The sequence below is a fragment of the Marinobacter alkalisoli genome, from assembly GCF_045449855.1.
Classification (GTDB): Bacteria; Pseudomonadota; Gammaproteobacteria; order Pseudomonadales; family Oleiphilaceae; genus Marinobacter.
Genome location: NZ_JBJJLC010000006.1, coordinates 93114 through 119593, shown reverse-complemented (window position 1 = coordinate 119593; position 26480 = coordinate 93114). Strand labels below are relative to the sequence as shown.

Sequence of the window (26480 nt, the reverse complement as noted above, 5' to 3'; positions counted from 1 at the left end):
GGCGACATGACATTTTCCGGGTCCCGAGGTGGTCGACTCAACCACTTTTTCATTGTGCTTTTCTCACTCTTACTGCTTGGATTATCCAGTTCCGCATTCGCGGCGCCCAGCCTGCTGATCAGCAAATCTCCTGACCGAAGTGCAGCAATCGCCCTGAACGGAGCTGAAATCAGCGATATTGCCTATATCTTTGTCGGTCCGTCCACGGGCGTTAACCGGGTGGATTTCTATCTCAACAGCACGCCTCCCGGCACCCCCAGACTCATCGAACGTGTGGCCCCCTTCGACTTTAACGCGACAGAGGCCGACCTCACGGCAAAACCGTTCGATACAGCCTCCCTGCCCGATGGGCAGCACAGTATTCACGCTACTACATATTATACCAACGGCACGTCTGAGGTACTGTCCGCCACTTTTACAGTCAACAACTCCGTACCGGTGCTGGAGTTCAGCCAGGCAGGAGTATCGTTCACGGCCCAGCAAGGATCCAGCAGTACCCAATCGCTGTCTGTCAGCCTGGCATCGTCCAACGACGATAACGTCAGCTTTACCCTGTCAGACGATGCCAACTGGCTCAGCCTGTCACCAACCTCCGGCACTACCCCGGCGACCATCACCGTCACAGCGGACCCATCGGGATTGCCGGCAGGAAACCACACAGCAACCGTCGAGGCTTCCGGCACTGGTGTGGGCAAAGCCTATCTACAGGTGTCTTTCGACATTATCGCGCCCGCTGCCAGCGATTACACCCTGATGGTCAGTTCTTCGGCAGACAGGTCGTCCGCATCAGCACTCCAGAACGCCAGCGTCAGTGGCGATATCTATGTTTTCATACCCACGTCACCCGGTATTTCAAGAGTCAATTTTTATATCGATAACCCGCAGAAGTCGGGATCTCCCAACCAGTCCGAAGGTCTGGCTCCGTACGACATGGCGGGTACAGCACCTAATGACCTGGCGTTCCCCTATGACACCCTGGCTCTGGCGGATGGCTCTCATACGGTGACTGCTGTGGTCAATTTGTCCGATGGCTCCGTTCATGAAGTCACGGACTTCTTCGACGTAGTCAACAATACCAGCCAACTGTCCTTCAGTACGGAAACACTGGCTGGCTCGCGGCACGTGGATAACCCGGAACCGGTCACCAGCACCGTCACACTCTCTGCGAGTGACGATTCCGGCGCGACATTCAACCTGTCAACCGATGCCCCCTGGCTCAGCGCTTCCGGAAACTCCGGCACCACACCAGCAACCATCACGGTGACCGCCGACCCGGCTGGCCTGGCCGAAGGCACGTATACCGGCAAGGTAACCGCCACGGCAACGGGTTATGAGAACGACGAACTGACCTACACCCTGACGATCACAGCCGGGAGCCAGGGGATCCTGGTGTCCCCGACATCCCTGACTTTCTCAGGTGAACCCGACACCCCGATCGCCGGCAAGTCCCTGGATGTCAGCCATTTCGATGGCGATGCACATGACTTCAACGTCAGCACCAACATGCCGTGGTTATCCGCGCAACCTTCAACCGGCACCACACCGCAGGCCATCACGGTCAATGTGGACAGCAGCGGCTTGGCGTCGGGTAATTACACAGCCATCCTGACCCTTACCTCCAGCGGTAGTGATCCTGTTGATGTGCCGGTCGGCCTGACGATTGCCAGTAGCGACAAGTGCGCGCCCGTTGACTGCTCAGATGTACGGGTGAGTTTGCCCTATCAACTCAGTTTTACCGAGAGCCAGGGTTACTACATGGATAGCAATGGCTGGGGTACAGGCTTTACATGGCTGGATGAACCCAGCGCGGGCGCTGGCTATATCCCCGAAAACCTGGAGATGCACTTCCTCGAAGGTTATCTCGAGTACAACACAACTGCTGGCATCCAGTTCGTGAGTAATAATACGCAGGACAATGCCTTGGGTGTAGGCTTCGCGGCACCCAATCAGATCACCCGTATTACCACTCAGGTACTGGATGTACCCGAAGGTACCGGAAACTACGAACAGGCCGGACTATGGTTCGGTAACAACGAGGACAATTACATTAAGTTGGTGGTTGTCTCCACCCCCAATGGGACGCTAATCCACTACCTGATGGAAGTGGACGGCCAAGTCGTAACTGAAGAAAATGTCTCTGTCTCGGGCCTCATAGGCTCAGATATTGTATTTGGGATGACGGTAAATCCCTTTAATCGCACAGTAGGGCTCAACTACAGCCTGAATGGAGGCTCTACCGCCCAGGTGGACACGTTAGTGCCACCAGATGAGTTCTTCAGCTTCGATGCCGCCGGCATAGACCCGGAAATCGGCACCCGCAGCTTTGCCGGCATATTCGCAACCCACCGGCACGCCGCAGCATCAATGATCTATAAGTTTGATGAATTCACCCTGCAGGAAGGCGATGGTCCCCTCGCCCCGGATTCAGGCGTGGACTTCATCCGCAAAGACTACAATGTAGACTTCCCGACCTCCATGGTCTGGGGGCCGGACGGCCGCCTGTATGTAACAGAACTGTTCGGCACTATCCACGCGCTGACCTTTGATGCCGATCTGAATGTCGCCGACGATCAGGTCATCGAATCTCTGGTCAATAATATCGGGCCAAGACTTACCCTGGGTATTACCGTCTCCCCGGACTCCACGGAAAACGACGTCGAACTCTGGGTCGCACACTCCAGTCCCTCGGTGGACAATGGTGAGCCGAACTCGGGCATGGTCACCAAACTCGGTGGCGCAAACTTCAGCACGGTTCAGCACGTCATTACCGGACTGCCCCGTGCCATTGCCAACCACTCGATCAACTCGCTTCACTTCGGGCCACAAGACAACCGCTTGTACATTGCATCGGGCGGTAATACAGGCGCGGGAGCGCCCAACGAGTCCAACTCGGAATTTGGTCAGATGGAGGAACAGCCCCTGAGCGCCGCCATTCTTGTCGCGGATGTCTTCGCAGCCGGGTTTGATGGCACCTGCAACAACACCAGTGACATCTTCGGACCTCCCCCTTGCGACGTTGTTCCCTACGCCACGGGTCTTCGCAATAGTTATGACTTTGTCTTCCACAGCAATGGCAATATGTACGCCACTGACAATGGCCTTGGCGTAACCGGCACCTACCCACCGAGCCCGGAACCTGCGTGTTTTGGCTTTGGCGATACCTCCAGTTACCTCAACGGGGGCCACAACCCGGGCGCCCAACCGGACCTTCTGCTGCTGATCAAACAAGGTTCCTATTACGGCCATCCCAACCCCTATCGGGACGAGTGTGTCTTCAAGGACGGTTCCTATCAGGGCGTCGCCCCATTGCCCAACTATGAGGAGCCGATTTTCAACCTCGGTGAACACAAATCCTCGAATGCCATCATTGAATACGATGGCGGTGAGGGCTGCGTTGGCGACTACCTCAACGGCCAGTTGTTGATCACAAACTACTCCGTGGGTGATGACATCTTCCGGGTTGGCCTCAACGAAACCGGAACCGAAGCCACTGATGGCGCTCCCCTGGCGACGGGCTTTAATGATCCGTTACCCCTGGCCCGTAACACCACAGGAGACATGTTCATTGGCCAGTTCGGCGGCGGCAAGGTCACCTCGCTGCGGCCGGTCAGCCTGGGTTGCTGGGAATCCAAAGTGCCAGCCCCTATTGCAGTGCTGGACGCCAGCGGCGCGGCCATTAACGGTAAGATGTATGCCGTGGGCGGGAAGAACAGTAGTGGTCATCTCAACACCCTGTTGATCTACGATCCGGCCAGCAATACCTGGAGCCAGGGTGCCAATCTCCCGGGTGAAGGCGTTGAGAATCCCGCCGTTGCCGTACTGAATGGCAAACTCTATGTGTTTGGCGGTTCCACCGCGCCCTTCTCCGGCGCTGTTGCCAATGCCGCAGTCTATGATCCGGCCAGCAACAGCTGGACTCAGCTGGCGGATATGCCAACGCCTCGCGGTGGCCCGACTGCCCAGGCCGTTGGCGGCGTCATCTATGTCATTGGCGGCATGGGGGGCAATGGCGCCTCCCTGGCCACCGTCGAGGTCTACAACCCGGGAAGCAACAGCTGGCAGTCCGCTCCCTCACTGACCTATGTGCGGGATAATCCGGGCTCCGCCGTACTCAACGGCCAGATTTACGTATTTGGTGGCAGGCACCGGAATGCGGATGGCACCACAACCACCGGGGAAATGAAAACCGTGGAAATGTTTGATTCCGCAGCCAACAACTGGGTAGAAAAAACCCCGATGCCTACCGGCAGGCGGGCCATGAGCGTAGGTACCATCAATGGAAAGGCCCAGGTCGCGGGCGGCGAACTCAATGGAGGCAACTCCTCCGGCGTGTTCAATCAGAATGAAGAGTATGATCCGAACACCAATCTCTGGCGCCCCCTGACCAAAGTGCCGACACCGAAACATGGTGCCGCTGCGGCAACCATCGACGATACGTTCTATATCATGGGTGGCGGTATCACCTCTGGCTCATCCTTCACCAGTTCGATGGAAGCCATGCGCTTCTGATCCCACTCGCACCATCCTGTCGAAGGCTGAATCACCAGCCTTCGACAGGATACTTCCGACCCGTGATCTACGTTGCTATCTCCTGCCATACCACATACGTTATACTTTCTGAAACCAGTCGAATGACAGCAGTGGCAGGGACGCAAATGCCAAAAGCTTCAGTGATAATCCCGGCATACAATGCCGAGGACACTATCAGCGTAACGATTCAGTCAATTCTCCAGCAAAGCTTTACGGATTTTGAGCTGATCATCGTCGATGATGGCTCCACCGATGACACCCCCGGGGTTGTCCGTCGCTTTGACGATCCGCGTATCCGTTTGTTCACCCAGGCTAACAGCGGCCGCCCCGCTGCCCCCAGAAACCGGGCTATCCGCAAATCAGAGGGCGAACTGATCTTCATCTTCGACTCCGATGACGTCATGCTGCCCGGCAAGATGGCCACAACAGTGGCCGTGATGGAACAGGTACCGGATGCCGGCCTCGCCTTTACCGGTTTTGCCTGCATTGACGAGCAGGACAACATCGTCAATCCGGACTTCCTTGCGCCCTACCAGACCCTGCACCAAATCCCCAAAAAGCCAGTTGGAAAACAGGCATACCTGATCGAATCCCACGCCGCACTCCGGGGCCTGGCGGCATCCAATTACCTGGGCACATCTGGCGTGGCGATACGCCGGGAGGTGTTTGACAGGGTGGGTTATTTCGACGAGGAAGTCCGCAATTCCGATGATTTCCTGATGTGGCAGGCCGTGGCCAGCCAATACGACCTGCTGTATATACCGGAAGTGTTTCACCAATATCGCATCCGCTCGGGCAGCATATCCCTGAGAAACATTGAAGACCGCGCCCCGGGCCTGATTGCCTGCACCGAAAAAATGAAGCGCTTTCATCAGGGTGATCCGGCGTCGCTCAAACTGCTGAACCAGAGAATTGGCCGGTACTATTTCGAGGCCGGCTATTCCTATTTCTCGACGTACAGGATGAAGGAGGCCCGGCATGCCTTTATGAGCGCCCTGGGCAAGCGGGTGGACAGAAAAACGCTGTTTTACCTCTCCCTGTCGATGCTTCCGGCCAGGGCCTTGAGTCAGCTCAAGCACCTCAAATCCATTACCAGTAACTGACGTGTCTACCGCCATCGCTTTACTCAAGGGCTCAGTGACGAGGGTATCGCAAACGTTCGTCAGCATCATCGTGGCGTTTGTGATGATGCCCTTCCTGATCCACGAACTGGGGGATCACTGGTACGGCATCTGGACCGTGGTCGGCAGCCTGGCTGCAGCCTATCACCTCTTCGATATGGGCATGGCCAGTGCAGTCACCCGTTACGTCAGCCAATCCTTTGGCCTGAAAGACGACCACCAGGCCAACGTCACCATCAATACAGCGCTGGTCATCTATATCGCTATCGCCTTTGTGATTGTTCTGGCCAGTATCGGGGCCAGTTTCGCAAGCAGGTTTTTTCTCGAATCGGAAACCGACAAGGACCTGGTGCAGTTACTCGTACTCATTATTGGTGTGTCCGTTGCGCTGGAATTCCCCTTCAACGCCCTGGCTGGCGTGGCCAGCGCAAAACTGCGCTTCCATCAGGTGGCCCTCACGCGGATAGCCATGACCTTGCTGGGCGCGGTACTGACCTGGTGGTTCATTTCCAATGGCTACGGCATCGTCGCACTGGCAGTTATTACCTTTTGTACCGCCAGGATCTCCAACCTGCTTTACCTGTTGATCTGCAAATCCGCGTTTCCAGGCCTGAGATTCTCAAAAACCCTCGCATCCCGTGCAAACAGTAAAGAACTGTTCCAGTACAGCGCCTGGTCCTTCGTCATTGCCATTGCCTACCAGCTAAGGAACAACGTAGACAACTTTGTCGTGGCAGGCTTCCTGTCCGCGGCCAGTGTGACCCATTACGCCATCGGACTGAGGTTGGTGGATTACGTGGCGCAGTTCCTCAGCCAGGCCACCAACATGTTTGTTCCCATATTCACCAGCTACCACGCACGTGAAGACAAACGGGAACTGCACAGCAAACTGCTGTTCATCACCCGGCTGAACCTTGTTGTAGCATTGATTGCCGGCGGCGGGCTGGTGATCTTTGGTGATGCCTTTATCGTTCGCTGGATGGGCCCCGACTACAGCGACGCCTACTGGGTTATGGTCATTCTGCTGACAGGACGCTTGATTGGCTTCGCCAACCACCCGCTCAATTCCGCAATGTACGCAGCCAACAAACACAGCATTGTCGCCAAGATTGACGTGGTGGAAGTCATTCTGAACCTTGGCCTCAGCCTGATCCTGGTTCAGTTTTATGGGCTGATTGGCGTCGCCCTTGGCACCATGATTCCCCTACTGCTACTACGCCTTTTTGTTCTGCCAACATTTGCCTGCCGTGCCATCGAATTGCCAACCAGAGACTATTATCTCTGTATGGCGCGACCGCTCGTCGCCCTGCTCATCCCGCTCTCAATACTGTTTTACTGGATCCATGTCAGCGTGAAGCTGGATGGCTACCCGGATATCATAGGGTTAGCGATGGTGATGTCATTGATCTGCGGGATTGCGGGCCTGAAACTGGCATTTTCAGAATCCGAAAAAGTGGAACTCCGGAAACTGGTGCCCAATCAACGACTAAAGTCATGGATATGACAGTATCAACCCAAGGTGAGGATTATGGATAAACCGTTGGTAACAGTGATTGTACCCGCCTATAACGCATCCGACTTTATCGCGGAAACGCTGGAGAGCATCCTCAACCAGACCTATGACAACCTCCAGGTCATTGTGGTGGATGACGGATCAACCGATGATACCGCACGCATCGTTCAGTCTTACTCTCCCCGGGTAAACTATATACACCAGGCAAACAGTGGCGGATGCGCGGCCCCCCGAAACCGGGGCCTGAAGCATGCACAGGGGGAATTTGTCACCTTCTTTGATGCGGACGACATCATGCTGCCAGACAAGCTGACCCGGCAGGTGGATGCTCTGACACAGCACCCGAATGCGGTCATGTGCATTACCAACTACTGCAATTTCACCGGAACGGAACGATCGACCGACCACATGTCCACGTGCCCGACCATGGTCCCTTACCTCGACAGGTACAAGAACTCAGACTTTACGCTGGGCTCCGAGGAATGCCGCAGTATCCTGATCAGTGAGAATTTCACGATTGCCTCCGCCCCCCTATTCAAAACAAAGATTATCAAGAGGCTCGGCGGGTTTGATCAATCACTCAAATCCTGCGAAGACTTCCATTTGATCTACCGGGCAGCCATGCACGGCGACATCATTGTAAGCCCGAATGTTGGCTTTGAACGACGCCTGCACGACACGAACATGAGTAACGATAACGAGCGGATGTTACGGAACCTGATTGCCAGCCGTCGTGATCTGAGCCTTTCTGAACCAAACGCCATCCTAAAGCGGCGCTTACAACATCGGGTACGACGCTATTGGAGGAACCTACAGAGCTGCCTGGTAACGAAAAGTCAGCTCGCTTCAGCAATAAAAATGTACAAAGAGACTTTTCCGCCAAAATCACTATCTGACCTAAACCATGATATTCGACAGGCTATAAAGATCAGTCTTTACTCATTGCCATTTAGAAAACATAAAGACGAACAACACTCTCGTCAACCCTGACGATTTATCCGCCGAGCAAGAGAAAAACGTTTTCCTGCTAATGAGTTGTCATTTTTAGTTGCTCCATTGTTTTCTATGCTGACCTCTGACACTTTTCCTTTAATTATATTCATCAATACAACAGACAGGCCACCAAATAGATACCATTCATAACTTTTCAAACCATAGCTAGCAAAACTGAATAAAAGATTCATTAACAACCAAACCTGCATCGCCTGAGTGCATCGACTAAGAAAGTGAGATTCCGGAAGTCTGCTCTTGATAAGTCGTCCGGCTTCTATAAAGTTCATTATCATGGTTTTTAAATATAGAATAAAAAGAACAAGACCAATCACCCCAATCTCCTGAACTATCTCTGCCCACAATATATGTGAGACTCGATCGTTTCCTGCAACGTTCCAATTAGCCTCACGAGAAGTTCCCAAGCCGTGTCCAATAATTGGTCTATTCATAGCCACTTCAAAATCAGTGAACCACCCTTCAACTCTACCCTGCGCGGTCGATGCCTGGCGCGAATCTTCACTGACCAACGATAAGTACCTGTCTTTCTGTATATCGTTAAGCGATGACCATATAGCAAAGATACCTACAACTCCCAAACAAAGAAGAGCCACCTTTCTTTTACTTTTTATAAATATACCAAATGCTATAATTCCCAACGCCAAGACACCGGAACGTGAGAGCGTTAGGCCCATTGTGTATAGTAGAACAGGAACTATAATTGCGTATAGCATCCAAGTTTTCTTATTCAATGGCGCGAACACATAGTGTAAAAAGGGAAAAATAGAGGCAATAACAAACGCCAGACCATTGGCATTTATAGTATCACTTGGGGCTCCTGCCAGCCTCCCTGCATAGTCCGATCCGCCGAGATAGGTGCTCGACCCCAGATAACCTGTTGTAATATTCAAATAGAGAGGTTCAAAAACTCTAAAAATATTGCAAGATATAAAGACAAAGAGCAAAAGTTTTAAGCGTCGTTCTGAAAAAACCAGATTCACTGTGAAAAAATAGAAAATGGCGCCTTTTACGAACTCGTACAATCCATTATTAACGACCGAACCTGGCCACTCGACCAAAGGAAGAACAGCAACCGAATATATAAATATCGCCAACAAGTATTTAGAAGCATCATCCAGACGCCCACCTTTAGTGGACTTATTAGAAAATATAAGAAAACAAATAACCCCAACCAAAACCAGGTCGAATCTTATCAACCCAAGCACTGAAAACCGAGCAGGTATATGAATAAAAAAGCTTACAAGATAAATCAGATACAACCGAAATGGCAATTCGGTTTCTCGAAGAAACTTATCCCTATCGTAAAAAACTGAAACATCCATATTAAACCTCAGGAACTCAGTTGTTGTGTCCGGTACTAGACCTCAAAGCACCCTTCTCTTCCGACCACTGATTAAACCATCAACATATCACCATTGCTTATAAATGATCTACACTCTATAATAGCAGATTATAGATACTGAACATATTCCATGTGCTACCTAATAGCCTTGATAGTCAATAATAAATTTAAGCCGAACAAACGTGAAAATATTTGGTTATAAAAAAACAAGCAAAGTTACAAAACAATATTATACGTAATTTTTTATGTTGTAAAATATAGATAAGCGGATCAAATGAATATCTGAAGCGGTGCTCCGTCTACCGCCCCGACCTCACGGTGAATTTATGATAGGCAACACTAGACCCTCATTTGTGACACCGCTGCTGCTAGCTTCCGGACTTCTGTTTTCAACCGCCAGTTTGTCCGCCCCCCAAGTCACAGAAATTCAGGGTGAAATCAAGCTTGGAGGACAGTTAACCATACAAGGTTCTGGCTTTGGGGATCTTGATCCTAATTACCGAAACCTATGGGATACGGTCGACAACCAAAGCGCCTTCGCAGACATGTCGCATGGAACAACAATTCCTGAAAGCGAAGGTCCGTGGACAAGAAACGGCAGCCCTTGGGCAAACCCGATCACCATCGCCAAACAGTCTGGTCATCGCCACCCAGGATCTTCAGCCCACTACATGGGAAAAGAAAAAGCATTTCTGGGCGTTCCTCGCGCCTTTGACAACAATACAAACAGAAACATCTATGTAAGCTGGTGGTTCTATGCCAGCTACGACATTGACCGATACAGTGGTCACAACAAGTTAATTCGCATTTGGGATGACCTGGATGGCACAAAAACCAGGATCTCATGGACTCAGGTACTGCTTGGCGCTTATGGCGACACCAATTGGGGTGGCTGGGGCGGTGTGGACGGCGCCTGGAACCGATTGGAGGTGTTTGCCAACGCAGACGAAGGAACAATCGATGTCTGGACCAACGGAAAACCTGTGCATTCCGTCACGAATTATCAGAAGGAAAGCTCGCCTGATGGTATGACAATTTGGCTGATTGGGTTTGATCCGAACTACGATGACTACACAGATCTTGAAATACGCATGGATGACATTTTTGTTTCAAGCTCCCCGGCCCGTGTGGAGCTCTCAACCAGCCCAACTTGGAACGATGCGGGTAGTAAACGTGAAATTCAACCGTTTTCCTCCTGGAGTTCAAGTAGAATCGAGGTTGATATTAATCTCGGACAATTCTCGACTCAGGACAACCTCTACGTTTATATAGTTGATCCCAACGGGAATGTTAATAGTGAAGGATACTCAATTTGTCCTCAATGTCCAAAGAGCCCATCACTTGAGCTAAATTGACAGTATTTATCGGAATATTGTCCGAAGGTAGCTTTTGATCAAACCAACACTTCTTCCTAAAAGGTAGAGGTAGTTTAGAAAAAAGGACTGAAAGAGAAGAGAAAAATTCTTCCCTCTTTTCATTTTTATATGGCGATACGATGCGAGCGAGATTGCGGAAAAAACTGTAAATCCTATAAAAAAAGAAAATATATATATACCCGCGCTAAAAAACAAAGAAACTAACCCAATAAAAAAACTAGCTAAAAAAAAGTGAACAAGCAAAAACACTAGATCTTTTTTATTCTTTATTGTTCTCAGATAATCAGTAGATTGCCAAATCTGTCTTCTAAAAAAAGAGCTCATCGAGGATGGATAACCCAAGTGAATAACATCAACACTGGGCGATAGAATCAAAATCCGGCCACTCTTTATTATTTTCATAGAGATTTCAGTATCTTCTCCGGCAGTCAACGTCTCATTAAACCCCCCAACTTCATTAAAAATGCTTTTCTTTAAAAAAAAACTTGCTGTACTTAAAATATCAACTTGCTTTTCAGTTGATTCAGGATTCTTCCACCCCCACGCCCTTTGAATCCAGGTGGCATTATCCGCGACAGAGCAACGACCACCAACAGCTCCGACAGAATCTGATCCTATCAAGAGAGAGACACCATTACTCAACCAATCAGGGGGCGCAACGCAGTCAGCATCTAGATATGCGAGGACATCGCCTTTACTCAGTCTTGCACCTTCGTTTCTGACTCCTCCAATAAGCATGCTTTTAGCATCAACTACTTGCACCCCTGCATCAACAGCAATCTGTTTTGTTGCGTCGCTTGATCCATTGTCGATAACAATCACCTCAAATTGATCGGATCTGTAATCTTGGTGTTTAATACTATCTAAACATTTCTTAATATCCCTTTCCTCGTTATACGCAGGTATCAATACCGAAGCAAATATCTTCATAAAAACCCTTATTTTTAAATAAATACTCAACTTAATATGGCGCATAAAAGGCCGCAACCTTCCGAAATTTACTCTTTCCCAATTTGCCTTCGGCTTGAACATTAAAATTACAGACCTAAATTTTAATTTATTAAAACTACCTAATTGACTTACCATTCTTATTTTTATGGATAGTTATGACCCAATCTTCCATTTTAACCTTTATAATAACCAGATCCCTAAAAGACGCTCCAACACTAAGCATTAATAAAAGCTTATCAAAATATCGGTAGTTAATCTTTCAACGAACTCTCAACTGAGCCGAAGACGAAAAATGATTTCATGGGAGCCTGAAAGCGAATGATCTAAACCTATAAACTTTCTATATACCTAGAATCCGCCTTAAACCTGTTCTTGCAAGTGACTGAACCACAAACCTTAGTGGATATTTTCTCAGATTTGCAAGAAAGTATTGATAACTGGAATAACGGAAAGCTTTTCTTTCTAACTTATACTGGTTTTCATACTCCAAGTCCGTGCTAGGTGTGCCTTCACGATTCATATAATTAGTCCACGAGAGAAGGCTTTTAATTTTCTGTGTCTCAAAACTATCAGCTTTACGTAGTTTCAGGTCATCACCAATTTTTACAGGGACAACCTTGTAATCTGGCACTCGCCCACTCTCAAGCCTTACTTTAGCAATTGCAGTTAACTTTGTGGAGTCCGGCCATAAATCAAATACAAAATTTCCGAGTGAATAGAAGATCAACCCATTTTTATAACGCTCAACCGGTTGAAGCACATGTGGGTGATGACCAAATAACACATCAACCCCTGCGTCGATCAACTTCCTTCCAAGTTCGATCTGGCTCGGTGCTGGATATTCCAGGAATTCCAAGCCCCAGTGAATGGAACACACCAAAAAGCCACTGTACCTCGAGCGTAACTGACGCACTTCCTCCAAAAGAATGCCCGTTGACTCCCTCAGGGAGTATAGAACCGGTCGATCTTTCGTCCACTCCTCAGGCCGGATGGATACAGCGAATACTGCACTGACTCCCTCACAATCATGTACAAACTCGTGTACAGATGTACGCCTCTTATCGCACTCGATGCCGATAACAGATACTCCAAGTTTTGCAATCTGTTCTACCATATCCTCAAAGGCTTTCACTCCATGCTGCATCGCGTGGTTATTAGCCACACCCATTACATTGAAACCAACATCCTTCACAACTGAAAGCTGACATGGATCTCCCCTCATCTCGAAAGAGGGCAGCCAATACCGGTTGAAGCCAACGTTAGAGACTACAGTTTCAATATTACAGAGGTTAATGTCGCCGCTTATTAGCTCATCCTCTATCTCTCGATATACCTTTCGCCCATGCTTCTCAAGGGCACTACGCATCCCATGTCCGACACAAACCGGATGATCCCCAAGAGAAATATCCCCCACCGCGTTAATGTCAAGTTTCACCTTCCGCATTCCTTTCGTGGCATTGAATGTTCTGAATAAAATAACTTCGTTTACCTTTAAAACGGTCAAGGCGACCGATAGTGCCTGGAAAAACTCTCAATCGTACAGTCGTGCGGCGATAGATGTTTTTAGTCAGCCGCTCACAAAATTGCGTAAACCCAATTACAGGCTCAGAGCTCACATGAACCTCGCATTGTCCAAAATCGTCTTGAACAACTATAAAATCGAAAATATCCTTGGAGTTATCAAAATAATCATTCAAAACCCTTGAAAACTCAGATGAATGAAACTTTGTTTTACCTTCTCCATAGACATAACGATTTCCAATTCGACCTTGAAGTTCTTCTACTACTAATGTGGAGCCGAACTCACCCCCAGATTTCTCCTCCACTTTCCCAATATCACCAATCTTATACCTAACAAACGACTGACTCGATCTATATACATCTGTGACCAAAATATAATTATCCGGAGATTCAACTACTAGCCATGGATTAACGAGCCTTAGATTTCCATTCCGGTCTTCAAACCCCAGTATATCAAATTCAGTAGAGCCATACTCTTCAACAACTCTTGATTCAAATGCGCAGGCAATAACCTTTTTGTGTGTTGGCAATACCTGCTCCGCAGTGCAAACTACAAGTTTAACTCCAGGAACTGACAAATTTTTCTCAACCAAATACTTGGAAAGGGAAAGGATGCAGGACGAATAACCATAAACATAGTCGGGTTTCCATCTGCGCAGTTCCTCAACAACTTCCTGCAAGTTATCGCTAACGACGAAAAAAGATTTTCGGTGCAGGATCCACTCCTTTAAACAGTTTAAGTAGTTCGGCCTACTTGTACCCCATATCCTAGCTTCTCGGGCACCAAGCTTCACTCCATACTGCCTGAAGCAATAGTCTCGGACCGCCAGCATTCGACTGACCTCTGGCCTAGACAGAAAAACTTTTGTTCTAGTTCCACTAGTGCCTGAAGTAAAACGATTAAATAGCCATTTCGGATACTGCTTTCTGGAAGTCCTTTGATTAAGGATCAATTTTGATATAGGCGTAGCGTCCGTCAGCGCGTCGTACGATTCGATGGCATTTCCGACACCATCTTCGGGGTGTATATTTTCGAGTATGGAGTTTAAATATTGTCTGTGTGGCCCATCACTTAGCTTCCAAACGCGCTCCACTTCCGATCGCCAAAAACGGATTCGAACGCCAATAAGAGCGTAAGAAATAATAGTAACGCAAAACCTTACACGCTTAAGGAAATTCGAGTCATACGACATGTTAAGTCATCGCCAGATATGAGAACCCAAATAAGTTCTTTTCGAACAAGTCCAGTCTTCGCCCTATCGGATACCGGTTAATACACCAGTTGTCATCAATAGGCCTTTTTGCTGGGAAAGCAGAAACCGCATAACGATAACCGCATTGGTGAATACACTCCTTTACACGTTGATCAAAGTCGACCTCACGTCCATTTGGGTAACAAAATACATCTACACTCATTCCTGTTTCTGCTTCAATTTTCTGCCTCGATCTCTGCAACTCATTAGAGAGTTGTTCATCATTTAGCTTCGTCAGGATGGGGTGGCTAATAGAATGGCTTCCAATATCGAGCCCATCTCCAATCATTTGTTTGATTTGTTTCCATGAAACCGCACGGAAGTTATCGGGAGCTGTAACAGGTTTAGTCACTTTCAGCTGCTTGTAAAGCTCGTCTATGAGCGCGAGCTTCTCTTCATTGGATGTCGTGAGGCAATGGTCAGCAATGGTGTTCCAACTCTCGAACGGATCTACCTTCACATTAAAAGACTGGTTAAAAGGAGGTAGCGTGAGCTGCTCAGTTCCAGCGTGACTAATCGCATAACGGATCTGATCGGGCCATAACCAAATGTCACCGTTTACGAACCCCGTGGTCACAAATAATGTTGCCGGTACACCTGCAGCCTGCAGGATCGGAAACGCAACCTCTGCAAAATCTGCGTATCCGTCATCAAATGTCACCACTACTGCATTGTCCGGCACCTCTCTACTTTCATGCGCAGACAGCAGGTCTCTCAGAGTCATTGGCAGAAACTCTCTCTTGATAATATCAACCTGCAGCCGAAACTGATCCGCCGTTAGGCCCTCAGCATTTGGATCTGAACTAATCCGGTGGTACATTAGGATCTTAGGGTGACGTCGCGACATTAACTTCGCAAGCCGAAAGCCACCAAACGGGCGCGAGCCCTTATAAATAAGCTGATTGAAAGTCATCGCCTCTAAACCCTCCTCAACATAAGCTTTGCCAGAGAGCGCCAAGCGGGCCAGTATGTAGAATCCCAGCGCAGCCCCGTCAGGATATCCTTCAGCGGTTCGGAAAATGTCCTCTCTGCGCACGCAATGGCCATGCCTCGACTCACATACATATCGGCCCAAGCACGCGCAATTAGTGTGTTCGGGAGAGTATCTGGGTATAAATTCAGAAACTTGTTCAAGATCAGGAACGCGTTGTCATAGCGACTGCGATAATTTTTTGACATCTGGCCAGACCATATCCTGTATATATAGGTCTGCTCTGGCGTGTACTGAAACTGCCAGTCTATGGAGTAACGCAGCCACAGGTCCCAGTCGATCCCCATGGGCAAGTTCTCGTCGAACACCCCATTCTTATCAATACAGGCGCGACGGATGATTGCCGTTCCAAAAGGAACGAAGTTTTTGATAACCAGCTTCTTCGTCACAATTCCACTGTAACGAGGATATGGTTGGGGCTTACTAACGTCGGCCCCGTACTGGTCAATGTAGGATACTTCGCTGTAAACCACCCCGACCTTCGGGTTTTCAAACAAAGGCATCTGGACAATTAACTTGGACGGATGCCAGAGGTCATCAGCGTCACAAAAGGCTATATACTCTCCACCTGCTTCCGCTAGTCCACGGTTTTTTGCCTTTGGTTGGCCCCTGTTCTCCGTCTGGATGTAGCGAACCCTGGAGTCATTACCAAATCGTTTCATGCTTCCAGCAGTATTGTCACTGGATCCATCGTCCACCACAATCACTTCCAGATTCTGCCAACTCTGGGCCAGTACAGAATTAACGGCGCCGGGGAGGTATTGGCTCATGTTGAAAGTTGCGATAACTACGCTTACCAAAGGCTCGTGTTTGTCCTTCATATTTTGCATATTGAAAACCGATACTTTCCCGAAGGATCTTGGGAGATTACTGGCACATCAACGATGTCCAGCCCAACCCGCTCATCAAAAACTTCTCTCATGGCCAGTATCAGGCCCTGATCCGTTTGTTCGTTGAAGTCTTTGCCCTTCACCCGATTAATAACAATATGATCGACTCTGTCCTGCACCAGTTGCATTTGTTCAACCCCTGGCACCTTCGTCAAGGTTCGCTCAATCAATGAAATTCCAGCCACATGGCCACCACTGGGGAGTTTCAGGAAGTCCGCCACACGCCCCTCCAACCGCTTGAGGATCGGTAGCCCTCTTCCACATGCACATACTTCCTCGGAAAAAGCGCCCACATCCTCCACTCGGTAACGGATGAGCGGCATGGCAAAGTTATTCAGATCGGTTACAACAATCTTACCGGGTTCACCCGGCTTTACAGGTTGGTTGTCGGCGTCCAAAAACTCAACGACCACATGGGGCAGATTCAGATGCATCCCACTATGCTGTTCACATTCACAGGCGATCAGCCCAACTTCTTCACAGCCATACCGGTTGGTTACTTTACAACTAAAGGCTCTTTCGATGACTGCCCGCTCAGGCTCCAGCAACATCATGGAGGTGGCAACGATGCCTTTTGGTCTGAGGTCATTACATCCATGTTCCAGTACATACTTCGCGAATAGGTAGATGGAATGTGCATGCCCGAAAATTGCTTTCGGGTTTTCCCGTCGCCACTTATCAACGAAGTCTCCCATACTTTCGTCATTCAGATTCATAGTATCGAGGTAGATGGTTCGATCCATCAGATGATGTCTGAGGCCTTGCTTCACACCTCTTACAACAGGAGGATTCCCCCAGATTGCCGCTTTCTTCTCACCCAGGTCCCATCCAGCCCACCGATCTGCCCACAATTGCGCGGCGTTTCTTCGCTCCTGGCAGCACTCATCAAAATACAGGTGAAGGGATACACCGGTTGATCCACCGGTTTTGGCGGCCACCAGTTCATTCTGCTGATACTGATCACTGATAAATTCGTCCGTGTGATTTCGGACGTCCTGTTTAGTAATCACTGGGAATTGGCGGAATTCCTCCCACGTTGTTACTGAGTCGGGATTGATGTCATGTTTCTTGAAAATGCGCCGGTAAAACTGACTATGCTGGCCAGCATGTCTCAGAAGCTCTATGAGCCGATTCCACTGTAGTTCACGAAGTTGATTGGCGTTCCACCACTGTTGTTCTTCCAGCTCTGCGAGTTCCTTCAATCGGGAGCTTCTGTCTTTCCAGTCCCACAGTGGATAAAAGACGTATTTCGAGAGCCGGTCTATCATAACGGCGCCTGCTCCTTCATTTTCTCGTCCATTCGTACGTCCAGCCCCGACTTACCCACTGATTGTTCTATGAAATATCGCGGGCGTCGCTTGGTTTCCATGTAAACCTTGGACACATACTCCCCTATGACGCCAAGGCTTAGTATCTGGATTCCACCCAGGACATACATTGGTAGAACAGAAGACGCCCAGCCCGGTATCGCATTATCTGTAAAGAGGCGCACCCCCAATGCCCAAGCAGAAATCAGCATACTGAAGATGAAAATAACCAACCCTAGCCCCGCAATGAATCTCAGTGGCACTGCAGAAAACGACGTGATTCCGTCCACTGCTAGAGCAAGCATCTTTTTGAGGGGATATTTCGATTCCCCAGCAAACCGTTCAGACCGGTCGTAATAGACTTCAGTGGTGGAAAAGCCGATTGTCGGAATAATTCCCCTCAAGAATAGGTTCACTTCCTCGTACTGACGGAGCGCTTCAATGGTACGACGGCTCATCAAACGATAGTCGGCATGATTGAAAACGATATTCACGCCCATCTTGCCCAACAGGTAGTAGTAGCCTTCCGCTGTGAATCGCTTGAAAAAACTGTCAGTGGTTCGTTTCTTGCGAACGCCATACACAATCTCATGACCTTCGTAGTACTCCATGATCATGGTCCTGATAACGGTAATGTCATCCTGCAGATCAGAGTCAATACTAACCAGAATGTCACCATCGGCGTTCTCGAGCCCCGCCAGCAAGGCATTCTGATGTCCCCGGTTACTAGCTAGTTTAAGGCCGCGCACCTGAAGCGATTCGTTTGCATACGCCTGGATAATGGTCCACGTCCGATCCCTGCTGCCATCATCGACCAAGCACAAGTGGCTCTCCGTGGCAATCAATCGATCGAAAACCAGGCTATCAAGCAAGGTCCGTAGCTGTTTTACCGTCTCCGGTAAGACTTCTTCCTCGTTGTAGCAAGGTATCACCACAGAGAGGACAACAGGTTTCTCAGCTTGCGACTTCACATCAATGATCCTTTATCGAGTGGTATGTCCAGTTCTTATGGGCAACAAAATTCCAGATCACCACCACACCAGTGGCAAACACTTGAGCGGCGATATAGAACATAGAGAACACGTCAGTCAGCAAATACACCAGGCTGCTGTTGAGAGCCAAACCGATGATCGCGACAATGACGAACCTAATGGCTGCCATTCGGTGCTTCGCAGTACTGGAGAATGTGAAATAGTAATTCAGGGTGTAGTTGAAGATTCCGCTGACGATGTAACCGATGGTTGATCCCACTACAGCACTCGCCTGAACTCCCTCGACAAGCGCAATAAGTATTCCATATTGGATCAAGGTCGCCGCACCCCCGACACCTAGAAACTTGATAAACTTCATGCAAGCCGCTCCATGGTCTGGTTTGCCAGTTGTCTCTGATATAACCCATCGTGTTCAGCGAGACAGCGAGGCCAGCTATAGCTATTCTCCACCCTGGCCCTGGCCTTCAATGCCAGTTGCTGTCTCAGGTCAGGTTCCTCAACCAACCGGGTCAGAGCCTTGGCGAGGGCTTCGGAGCTATCTGTTGGCACGGTTAATCCGGTAACCCCGTCTTCAATCAGTTCGGTGTTACCGCCCACGGCAGTTGCAACGGCAGCAACCCCCCGGAACATATACTCAAGCAGAGCATTGCTTAAACCTTCAGAATCGGAGCAGATAACGCCAACGTCCAGCTTGGCAAGATACCCGGTCACATCGTCGATCCGTCCGACAAAGATCATGTGCTTGCGCACCCCAAGATCAGTTGCAAGTTGTTCCAACTCGGCTCTCATATGTCCATCCCCCACAACATGCCACTGAATGTGAGGATGCCCCTGGTGTACTAAGGCCGCTGCCTTGATGAATAAGTCCGTTCTTTTTACTGCGCGGGTCATATTGCCCACAATACCGATATGACAGGTAGACCCGGCATGATCCACAAAGGGTAGCTGAGCCGTATCGACCCCGTTCCTGACGACAATCGCCTTGGTCCGATCAATCCCGAAGTGCCGGGAAAAATGATCCACCACTACTCGCGCGTTACAGATGTATGCGGTCATCAAAGGATAGATACTCTTAAGCAGAAGTGTCTGCTTTCGGTTGTTCCAGAACGCCAGATCACGGAGACAGGCGATGCGAACTGGGGTCATCGCCATACGCGCGGCCAATCCTGCGAAGACAGTAGAATCCTGGAAATAGGTTTGAACAACCTGAATACGCTCCCTGCGAAGGAATCGCACAAGCCACCAATGAGACCGTAGGCCAGAAAAGGAGAACAACTTTGGCACATCCAGCGAAATATGGGAGCAATTCTCCGGGATAAGCTCGGGACTGGTGGGTCGGAGGGTCAACAAATACGGGGTATACCTGGACCGATCCAGCCGGTTAATAAGCCCAATCAACTGCAACTCCGTACCCCCACGAACCAACTGATCGATGCAATAAAGTATCTTTACTGGGGGCTTGTTGTTGGAACCTGGCGTCATCATGAGCACGCTCCGGATATCAGTTTCTTATAGATATCATGGTATTGCAGATGCATCGTCTGACTGGAGTAGCGGGATTGCATAATGGCCTGCGCACTAGAAGCCAACCTCTGCCGAAGACCAGCATCCATTTGAAGCTTTTCAATGGCGTCCGCCAGTGCCGTGGGATCTTCCCTTGGTATGATCAAACCGCTCTCACCATCCCTGATAAGCTTTGGAATATCGCCAACACTAGTCGTAACAGCGGGAACACCTCGCGCAGTGCTTTCCAGAAGGATCATCGGCATACCCTCGTCCAGCGATGGCAAGGCGACAACATCACTCATGGCCAACAACTCAGCCACATCCTGGCGAAACCCAAGCAGAGTCACTCGGTCGCTTACCCCAAGTTCACTGATACGGTTCGTCAGTGTTTGCTTCAACCCACCTTCCCCGGCAATCAATACCTGTACCTTAACGCCTCGATGCTTCAATAATGCTGCTGCATCAATCAGGGTCCACTGGGCTTTCTGACGAGTGAGACGTCCAGCATTGAACACGCAGAATTCTTCAGGCTGAAACCCTAGAGACGCCTTCAGTTGCGCGGGTTTTTCCGGGTCAGGGAGAGGCTCTATGGCTACACCATTCTCAACCACGGATACTTTTTTGCCAGGTACGCCGTTACTCAACAGAATTCTCCGGATTTCATCGGAGACCGCCACGACTTGAGGAAACCACCGGTAAAACAGTTTCTCCAAAGCAATCATGAGCCGCGTTTTAAGTGGTCCTTTTTCCATTTCAAACCAAAGGTGACAGGTTGCGATTACGGGGATACCAGTGAGCCCCCTGAGTACAAATCCATAGACTGAGGGTTTGTAACCGTGGGAATGAATGATCTCTACATTCATGTCCTTCAACTGCCGGGAAACTCGCACCAACGCCAAGGGAAAACGGCTGTTGGGAATAACCAGCTTCACCGCTTCGACGCCAAGCTCCACCGCAGCATCAAAAAGATCGCTTTGCTCTTCTTCACAGCCAACAATACAACCCACAACCGGAACGAATTCTCCATTGCGAAGCATTTCCCGGGATAGATTGAGGATCACCTTCTCTGCTCCATAAAGCCCACCACTTTCGATAAAGTGCAGAACTCGCTCAGGTGTCGTCGCCAACGCACTATTTCCGTCTATAAATTTCGTAGGACAGTCCATTTCCACCACCACCAGGTCCGGTCAACGTGGTGACCGGCTCATAGTTTTTTTCCAGTATCTGCAAGAGCCGTTCTTCCTTACTCAGGTCGAAGTGCTCCTGCACGAAGATATATTGCACGCTGTCAAATGGCATCACAGTGTCCATGATTCTCGGGGGAAAACTGTGGTAACCAAAATATCGGTAACCCACACCCGACCGAAAGTTAAGCATATCCAAAAGGCGGTACCGGGCCCGCTCTTCCCATAAACGAATATGCCTGTGGGTAAAGGATTCTCCTTCGGTCATGGCCTCGGAAAATCCATTATCCAGCACGGTTTTGTGTAGTTTTATCGCACTGGTGTTCAGGGGAAGATTCAGTGCGGTGTACCCCAAGATATACATCGTTTCATCGGCATCGACCTTATTGACTACCCACCGACGAAGATCCCCGTAAGGGACATCCCTGAAAGACTTGCCTTCAAACCATAGCTGACCCGAAAAAACCGCAAGCAGTGCTATCAGTACCGGTACTTTCCAATAACCGGATGCAAACCGGACTACCCCTGCGGCCGCCGCGACGTAAAACAGCGGTAATGCCGGTAACATCCAGTAGCCACGAAGTACCCGAATACTGGCAAACAGAACCAGCCAGCAGATGGAAAGAAACAGAACGCTGGCCAGCTTGCGATCAGCAGCCCAATCCCCTGCCTTGCGTACCGACCAGGCCGTAGCAATCAAGAGGGGAATCACCAGCCACCCAGTACCCCGTAACATAGTCACGAACTGATCCCCCCACTCCAACCACGGAGAAGCATCGTCGCGGGCGTTTAGCAGTCGAAGCTTTACGTAAAGGGCTGGATCGAAAACCACGGAGCCGGCGGCCACCGCAAATACCATGACCGCAACCAAGCCGAACCAAAACGCTCGCCGGATCGCCTCACGCAAACCGACACATCGCCAAAGATCCAGGCAGACAAATATGACAAAGAACGCACCATGCAGCTTCATGCCGGTTGCAAGACCAAGCATGACGCCGCTGAGTATCAGTGTTTGCTGCTGTTCGCCAAAATTGGAGCGGTAATACAGGTACAGTCCGGCAACGGAAAAGAACACCGTCAGAGTGTCCGGTCGCGCCACAACATAGGCCCACAAAGTATTGAAACTCAGCAGATAAAGGCTAGTAGCAATCGCCGCTATCCATTCGCGCTGAGCATGCCGACTTACCACTTCTCGGGCCAATAGGAAAATCAACAACGCCGTCAACACGTCGACGACGAGCATGAGCGAACGGTAACTCAGCACATAGGGATCGGGGTTGCCGTGAAAGTCACGATACGCGTCGGCAACTAGATTCAACCCAATTGCGCCGTCCTCACCAATATGGCGAGCAACGTAGGTTGAAATCGAGGAGAGCCCGCTAATCCAGCTTTCTAGGTACATGCGCTGTGGCGGTGCCTGCCCAAACCATACATGAAAACCACCTTCGTACTTAGTGTGGTCGTCAATGGTGACGTAGGGTGCGCCAACCTCAATGACACTTAGCTTTGTGCCTACCGAGAACAACAATACAATCAGTAACATCAAATAAGGAACTGTGCGTGAAAACCTGCTGATCATACGGGCAGCCTTAACCTGGTCTGGAGATTTGGTGGATATTTCGATAGGCCGAGTCACTCCTCACCCCTTCCTCGGATTCCAGACCACCTTCTTCTCCCCTTTTAAGAAAGCGAGCGTAGCCTTGAAGGACGCGACGTTCAGAAGCAGGAAGTAGTATGGAGCGGTATACAGAAATGACAGGTTTTGCCCCGGAGTCTCGTTTCTACGGCCGACCCAACCCAGTCCGTACAAGGCGATCAGCCCGAACAGGCAGACGGAATAGAATCCGCCGCTGGGGGCGAGCGCCAGGGTTGTGATCGTGAACATCGCAAGGGGAATAAAAGCCAGGTAGCGCAGCAGTTTGTGGGACACCATCTGCAGCGCAAACAGGCCAAATCGGACCGGATTCATCAGGTGCGACATGTCCTTCAGGGCCCACAGGGCACGCAGCCCGACACGAACCCGCATGCTGAATTCACTGTCGCTGTCGTCGTTGGTGTTTTCCTTAAGCAGCGCGCGGGGCTCATACACCACACGATACCCCTGTTCCACGACTTTCAGGGGCTGCACGAAGTCCGGCAGCTGGTCCGCGTGCAATGGTTGGTGCAAGGATTTGCGCATGGCGTCGATGCCGCCATCCACACCGACTATGGACCCCAGCTGGGTCTCGTACTCGCGAAGCCGGTTCTCGTACTTCATGTACGCGCTGCAACCATCACCAACGAGGGAGCCATCCTGATTGGCATAGACCATTTTCCCGGTGACATAACCCACGTCCGGGTCGGCAAAGTTGCTGACCAGGTAGTTGATGGCGTTGACATCCCAGTGGGAGTTGGCATCCGCAAAGAGGATGATGTCTCCCGTTGCCCGGGGAATCAGCAGGTTCAGGCCGGAGGTCTTGCCCTGGCGCGGCTCCTGGCGCACCAGATGGACCGGGCACCGGGCTTCACCGGCCATTGTGGTAACGATGTCGTCGGTACCGTCATCGGACCCGTCGGACACCACCAGGATTTCCAGCAATTCAGATGGGTAGTGTTGGGCCAGCTTGTTCTCGAGCGTTGCGCGGATGTCAGCCGCTTCATTAAAGGCCGCGATCACAATCGAGACCGATGGACGATAACCATCCTCCCGATTCACTGGCATCGGGCGAAAGGCAGCCAGCATCCGCGCCAGTAACGGATAGCCGGCGTAGATGTACAGCAACAGTAACAGTGACAGCCAGAACAGCAGTTTCAGCATTGTCATTCATCCATGAGGTATTACAGGGTTCTCAGTACCTGGCTGTTGGTGGCATCCCGGCCACCAGCCACAAATGCGGGTTCCAGAACCCCGCTTGCCTTCAGCACGTTGGACATGGTGGTAAAACTGAAACGCTTCAGTAACCGTTCCAGCCGCTCCTCACACACGTCCAGGTTATTGTAGTGTCGGAACCGGGACAGCCATTTCACCTTCAGCCGGGGCTGGCCGGGGTCCACCTCCCAGGGGTGCAGGTAAAAAACAAAAGGCTGGCCCTGGCGGTTAATAGACCCCAACCCCCATTGGCTGAACCAGTATGGAAACAGGCGGAAGTATCCGCCCCCGGCAATCGGGAGCGTGTATCCGGGGAGTTTCAGCGTACTGAGCGGAAATTCCGCCAGCTCGTACCCCAGGTCGGTTGTGACGCGGTGGGGCCAGCGCGGCGTTCCGGGCATGCCATAGCGATCATGATGAACAGGGAAGATGGAAGAATCCCAGGTGAAGCCTTCTTCCCAGAGGATATCCAGGGCCCAGCGCGACTGCGCCGTAATCGAGTAACTGGCGGCGCGGTATCCGCTGATCCGCTCGCCAGTAATGTCTTCAAGAATCTGTTTGGATTTCCGGGTTTCTTCCCGGAATAGCTCCGGGGTTTGCGTGTAAATGAGCTGATGGCTGTAGCCGTGGCTCGCCACTTCGTGGCCCGCATCCCGAATACGCCGAATCAGGCTGGGCGAGCGCTCCGCGACCCAGCCCAGCACAAAGAACGTTGCCCGGGTACTATTCTTCTCGAACAGGGCCAGCAAACGGTCGGTATTGGCTTCAACGCGGTACTCCATGGACGACCAGTCATCACGGCTGACGGCCTCAGCCAGCGCTGCGACCTGGAAGTAATCTTCCACGTCCACGGTGAGTGCGTTCTGTATGTTTCCATTCATGGCTTTATTCCCTGCCTTACGAATGCGTGGGTCTCCGCCCTAAAGAAACTGATAGTTCAGCCCGACTAAAATCCAGTTTTCGTCGAACTCACGGGTTGTGATGTCACTGTCACGTCGCTCATGGCCTACGCGGGTGATCACGCTCAGCCTCCGGTTGAGCTGGAAGTCGATACCGGCATTGGCCCTGAACAGTACATCCTCCGTGTCATCATCCTGGTAGGTCAGGAAGTCGTAACCGACCCCGAGCGTTGCCGTCAGCTGACCGGTGATGGGGTGCCGGTAGTCGGCGCTGAACCCCGTGCGCTCTTCTTCTGTTTCAAAATCAAGGTACTCGGAACGGTTGGCGTACGCTGCGGCGGACAGGCTGGAACCACGGCTGAACTCCTTTCCCACCCCTAACCGTATGGCCGACACTTCCACCGCGCTGGTCTGCTCCAGGTTGAACACAAACTCTCCGAACCGAATATCGAAGTCCGAGGTCTGGTCCGTTAATTCCCGGCTCGCCTCCAGTGACAGTTCGGTTGTCGGGTTTATATCCCGGGTCAGGATTAGGTCACCCACTATGGCGTCACTTTCCCGGTCACTGTTATTGAGCGAGGATTCGATCTGGCTGTAACCTACGGACCCACGCACGCTGGTTGCCGCCCAGGTCTTGCTGAAGGTGGCGCTCAGGGTTTCGCGGTCGATTTCTTCGTCCGTATCCAATTCTACCTGGTTCACGCTGGCACTGAGCCCGCCGGTGAAGGTGGAGCTGAAAAAATGATCCCAGCCGATGGTTCCAATGTAGCGCTCGCCATCGGTCTCTTCCGGTTCACTGTATTCCGTATTTTCATACTGCGCAGACAGGAACAGTTGATCCACGGATCCGAGGTTAAATGTCACCAATGGGCCGGTGCGGAACACATTCTTACGGGTCCGGTTGGTCGGTGTGTTGCCGGTCCGGCTGTCCTGCACTACGTCCCTCAGTTGGTCTGTCATCTGCCAGACTACGTTGTTTCCCAACTGGCAATCGCCGATGAAGTCCAGGTTGGCGAAGGTTTCCGGGTCAAAGGTGTCATCCAGCCAGTAAGCATAACCAAGCCGTGCTCCGAGATCGGAATTACACCGCCCCGGATCTGAGGTGTGCTGAACCCCCACACTGACCCGGGATTCCAGGTCGGATTTCTCATCAAAGGCAGACTGTCGTGCGTTGTCCGAGTAGCGCGATTCAAAACCGCCGGATAGCGTCGCCGGAGCAGACACTACAAGCCCGGGCATGACCGT

The 26480-nt window shown here is 50.7% G+C and carries 20 protein-coding genes; 5 read left to right on the top strand and 15 right to left on the bottom strand.

The window, feature by feature from the left end:
- Nucleotides 1-6 precede the first annotated feature (6 nt).
- From ACJO5Y_RS04040 to ACJO5Y_RS04025, 4 genes are all read left to right on the top strand, one after another.
- Entirely contained in the window at nucleotides 7-4509 is a 4503-nt protein-coding gene (locus ACJO5Y_RS04040; RefSeq protein ID WP_406985143.1) for a Kelch repeat-containing protein, read from the top strand.
- Nucleotides 4510-4655: 146 nt separating this feature from the next.
- Nucleotides 4656-5633, top strand: coding sequence for a glycosyltransferase family 2 protein (locus tag ACJO5Y_RS04035; RefSeq protein ID WP_406985142.1), 978 nt, complete (start codon nucleotides 4656-4658; stop codon nucleotides 5631-5633).
- Between the two features lies 1 nt (nucleotide 5634).
- Nucleotides 5635-7155, top strand: a complete 1521-nt coding sequence (locus tag ACJO5Y_RS04030) for a lipopolysaccharide biosynthesis protein (RefSeq protein WP_406985141.1) — start codon at nucleotides 5635-5637, stop codon at nucleotides 7153-7155.
- A 24-nt stretch (nucleotides 7156-7179) separates the two neighbouring features.
- Nucleotides 7180-8154: a glycosyltransferase family 2 protein gene (locus ACJO5Y_RS04025; protein ID WP_406985140.1), complete on the top strand. Its 975-nt coding sequence runs from the start codon at nucleotides 7180-7182 to the stop codon at nucleotides 8152-8154.
- Here ACJO5Y_RS04025 and ACJO5Y_RS04020 read toward each other — a convergent pair.
- Entirely contained in the window at nucleotides 8145-9497 is a 1353-nt protein-coding gene (locus ACJO5Y_RS04020; RefSeq protein WP_406985139.1) for an O-antigen ligase family protein, read from the bottom strand. The genes ACJO5Y_RS04025 and ACJO5Y_RS04020 overlap by 10 nt on opposite strands.
- A 346-nt stretch (nucleotides 9498-9843) precedes the next feature.
- On the opposite strand from ACJO5Y_RS04020, the gene ACJO5Y_RS04015 reads away from it, so the two are divergent.
- A complete protein-coding gene (locus ACJO5Y_RS04015; RefSeq protein ID WP_406985138.1) occupies nucleotides 9844-10872 on the top strand; it encodes a hypothetical protein in 1029 nt (342 codons plus the stop codon).
- Between the two features lie 6 nt (nucleotides 10873-10878).
- Here ACJO5Y_RS04015 and ACJO5Y_RS04010 read toward each other — a convergent pair whose 3' ends face one another.
- The 14 genes from ACJO5Y_RS04010 to ACJO5Y_RS03945 all read right to left on the bottom strand — a co-directional run bounded on the left by ACJO5Y_RS04010 (nucleotide 10879) and on the right by ACJO5Y_RS03945 (nucleotide 26474).
- The gene (locus ACJO5Y_RS04010; RefSeq protein WP_406985137.1) at nucleotides 10879-11868 is read right to left on the bottom strand and encodes a glycosyltransferase family 2 protein; all 990 of its coding nucleotides are present in this window, start codon (nucleotides 11866-11868) and stop codon (nucleotides 10879-10881) included.
- 316 nt (nucleotides 11869-12184) lie between these two features.
- Nucleotides 12185-13279, bottom strand: coding sequence for a CapA family protein (locus ACJO5Y_RS04005; RefSeq protein ID WP_406985136.1), 1095 nt, complete (start codon nucleotides 13277-13279; stop codon nucleotides 12185-12187).
- The gene (locus ACJO5Y_RS04000) at nucleotides 13269-14198 is read right to left on the bottom strand and encodes a CoF synthetase (protein ID WP_406985135.1); all 930 of its coding nucleotides are present in this window, start codon (nucleotides 14196-14198) and stop codon (nucleotides 13269-13271) included. Before ACJO5Y_RS04000 ends, ACJO5Y_RS04005 begins: the two co-directional genes overlap by 11 nt.
- 361 nt (nucleotides 14199-14559) lie before the next feature.
- Nucleotides 14560-15531: a polysaccharide deacetylase family protein gene (locus ACJO5Y_RS03995; RefSeq protein WP_406985134.1), complete on the bottom strand. Its 972-nt coding sequence runs from the start codon at nucleotides 15529-15531 to the stop codon at nucleotides 14560-14562.
- A gap of 5 nt (nucleotides 15532-15536) precedes the next feature.
- Entirely contained in the window at nucleotides 15537-16439 is a 903-nt protein-coding gene (locus ACJO5Y_RS03990) for a glycosyltransferase family 2 protein (protein ID WP_406985133.1), read from the bottom strand.
- The gene (locus tag ACJO5Y_RS03985; protein ID WP_406985132.1) at nucleotides 16427-17767 is read right to left on the bottom strand and encodes a phenylacetate--CoA ligase family protein; all 1341 of its coding nucleotides are present in this window, start codon (nucleotides 17765-17767) and stop codon (nucleotides 16427-16429) included. The genes ACJO5Y_RS03990 and ACJO5Y_RS03985 overlap by 13 nt, the downstream gene beginning before the upstream one ends.
- On the bottom strand, nucleotides 17764-18777 hold the full coding sequence (locus ACJO5Y_RS03980; RefSeq protein ID WP_406985131.1) for a glycosyltransferase family 2 protein: 1014 nt from the start codon (nucleotides 18775-18777) through the stop codon (nucleotides 17764-17766). The genes ACJO5Y_RS03985 and ACJO5Y_RS03980 overlap by 4 nt, the downstream gene beginning before the upstream one ends.
- Before the next feature lies 1 nt (nucleotide 18778).
- Entirely contained in the window at nucleotides 18779-19156 is a 378-nt protein-coding gene (locus tag ACJO5Y_RS03975; protein ID WP_406985130.1) for a GtrA family protein, read from the bottom strand.
- Nucleotides 19153-20280: a glycosyltransferase gene (locus ACJO5Y_RS03970; protein ID WP_406985277.1), complete on the bottom strand. Its 1128-nt coding sequence runs from the start codon at nucleotides 20278-20280 to the stop codon at nucleotides 19153-19155. Before ACJO5Y_RS03970 ends, ACJO5Y_RS03975 begins: the two co-directional genes overlap by 4 nt.
- Complete coding sequence (locus tag ACJO5Y_RS03965; RefSeq protein WP_406985129.1) at nucleotides 20280-21431, bottom strand: glycosyltransferase; 1152 nt, start codon at nucleotides 21429-21431, stop codon at nucleotides 20280-20282. The genes ACJO5Y_RS03970 and ACJO5Y_RS03965 overlap by 1 nt, the downstream gene beginning before the upstream one ends.
- 4 nt (nucleotides 21432-21435) lie before the next feature.
- Nucleotides 21436-23067 carry an ArnT family glycosyltransferase gene (locus ACJO5Y_RS03960; RefSeq protein ID WP_406985128.1) on the bottom strand — a complete coding sequence of 544 codons (1632 nt, stop codon included), beginning with the start codon at nucleotides 23065-23067 and terminating at the stop codon, nucleotides 21436-21438.
- Between the two features lie 60 nt (nucleotides 23068-23127).
- Nucleotides 23128-24285: a glycosyltransferase family 2 protein gene (locus tag ACJO5Y_RS03955; protein WP_406985127.1), complete on the bottom strand. Its 1158-nt coding sequence runs from the start codon at nucleotides 24283-24285 to the stop codon at nucleotides 23128-23130.
- Between the two features lie 20 nt (nucleotides 24286-24305).
- The gene (locus ACJO5Y_RS03950) at nucleotides 24306-25217 is read right to left on the bottom strand and encodes an XrtA system polysaccharide deacetylase (protein WP_406985126.1); all 912 of its coding nucleotides are present in this window, start codon (nucleotides 25215-25217) and stop codon (nucleotides 24306-24308) included.
- 39 nt (nucleotides 25218-25256) lie between these two features.
- Nucleotides 25257-26474, bottom strand: coding sequence for an outer membrane beta-barrel protein (locus ACJO5Y_RS03945; RefSeq protein ID WP_406985125.1), 1218 nt, complete (start codon nucleotides 26472-26474; stop codon nucleotides 25257-25259).
- Nucleotides 26475-26480: the final 6 nt, after the last annotated feature.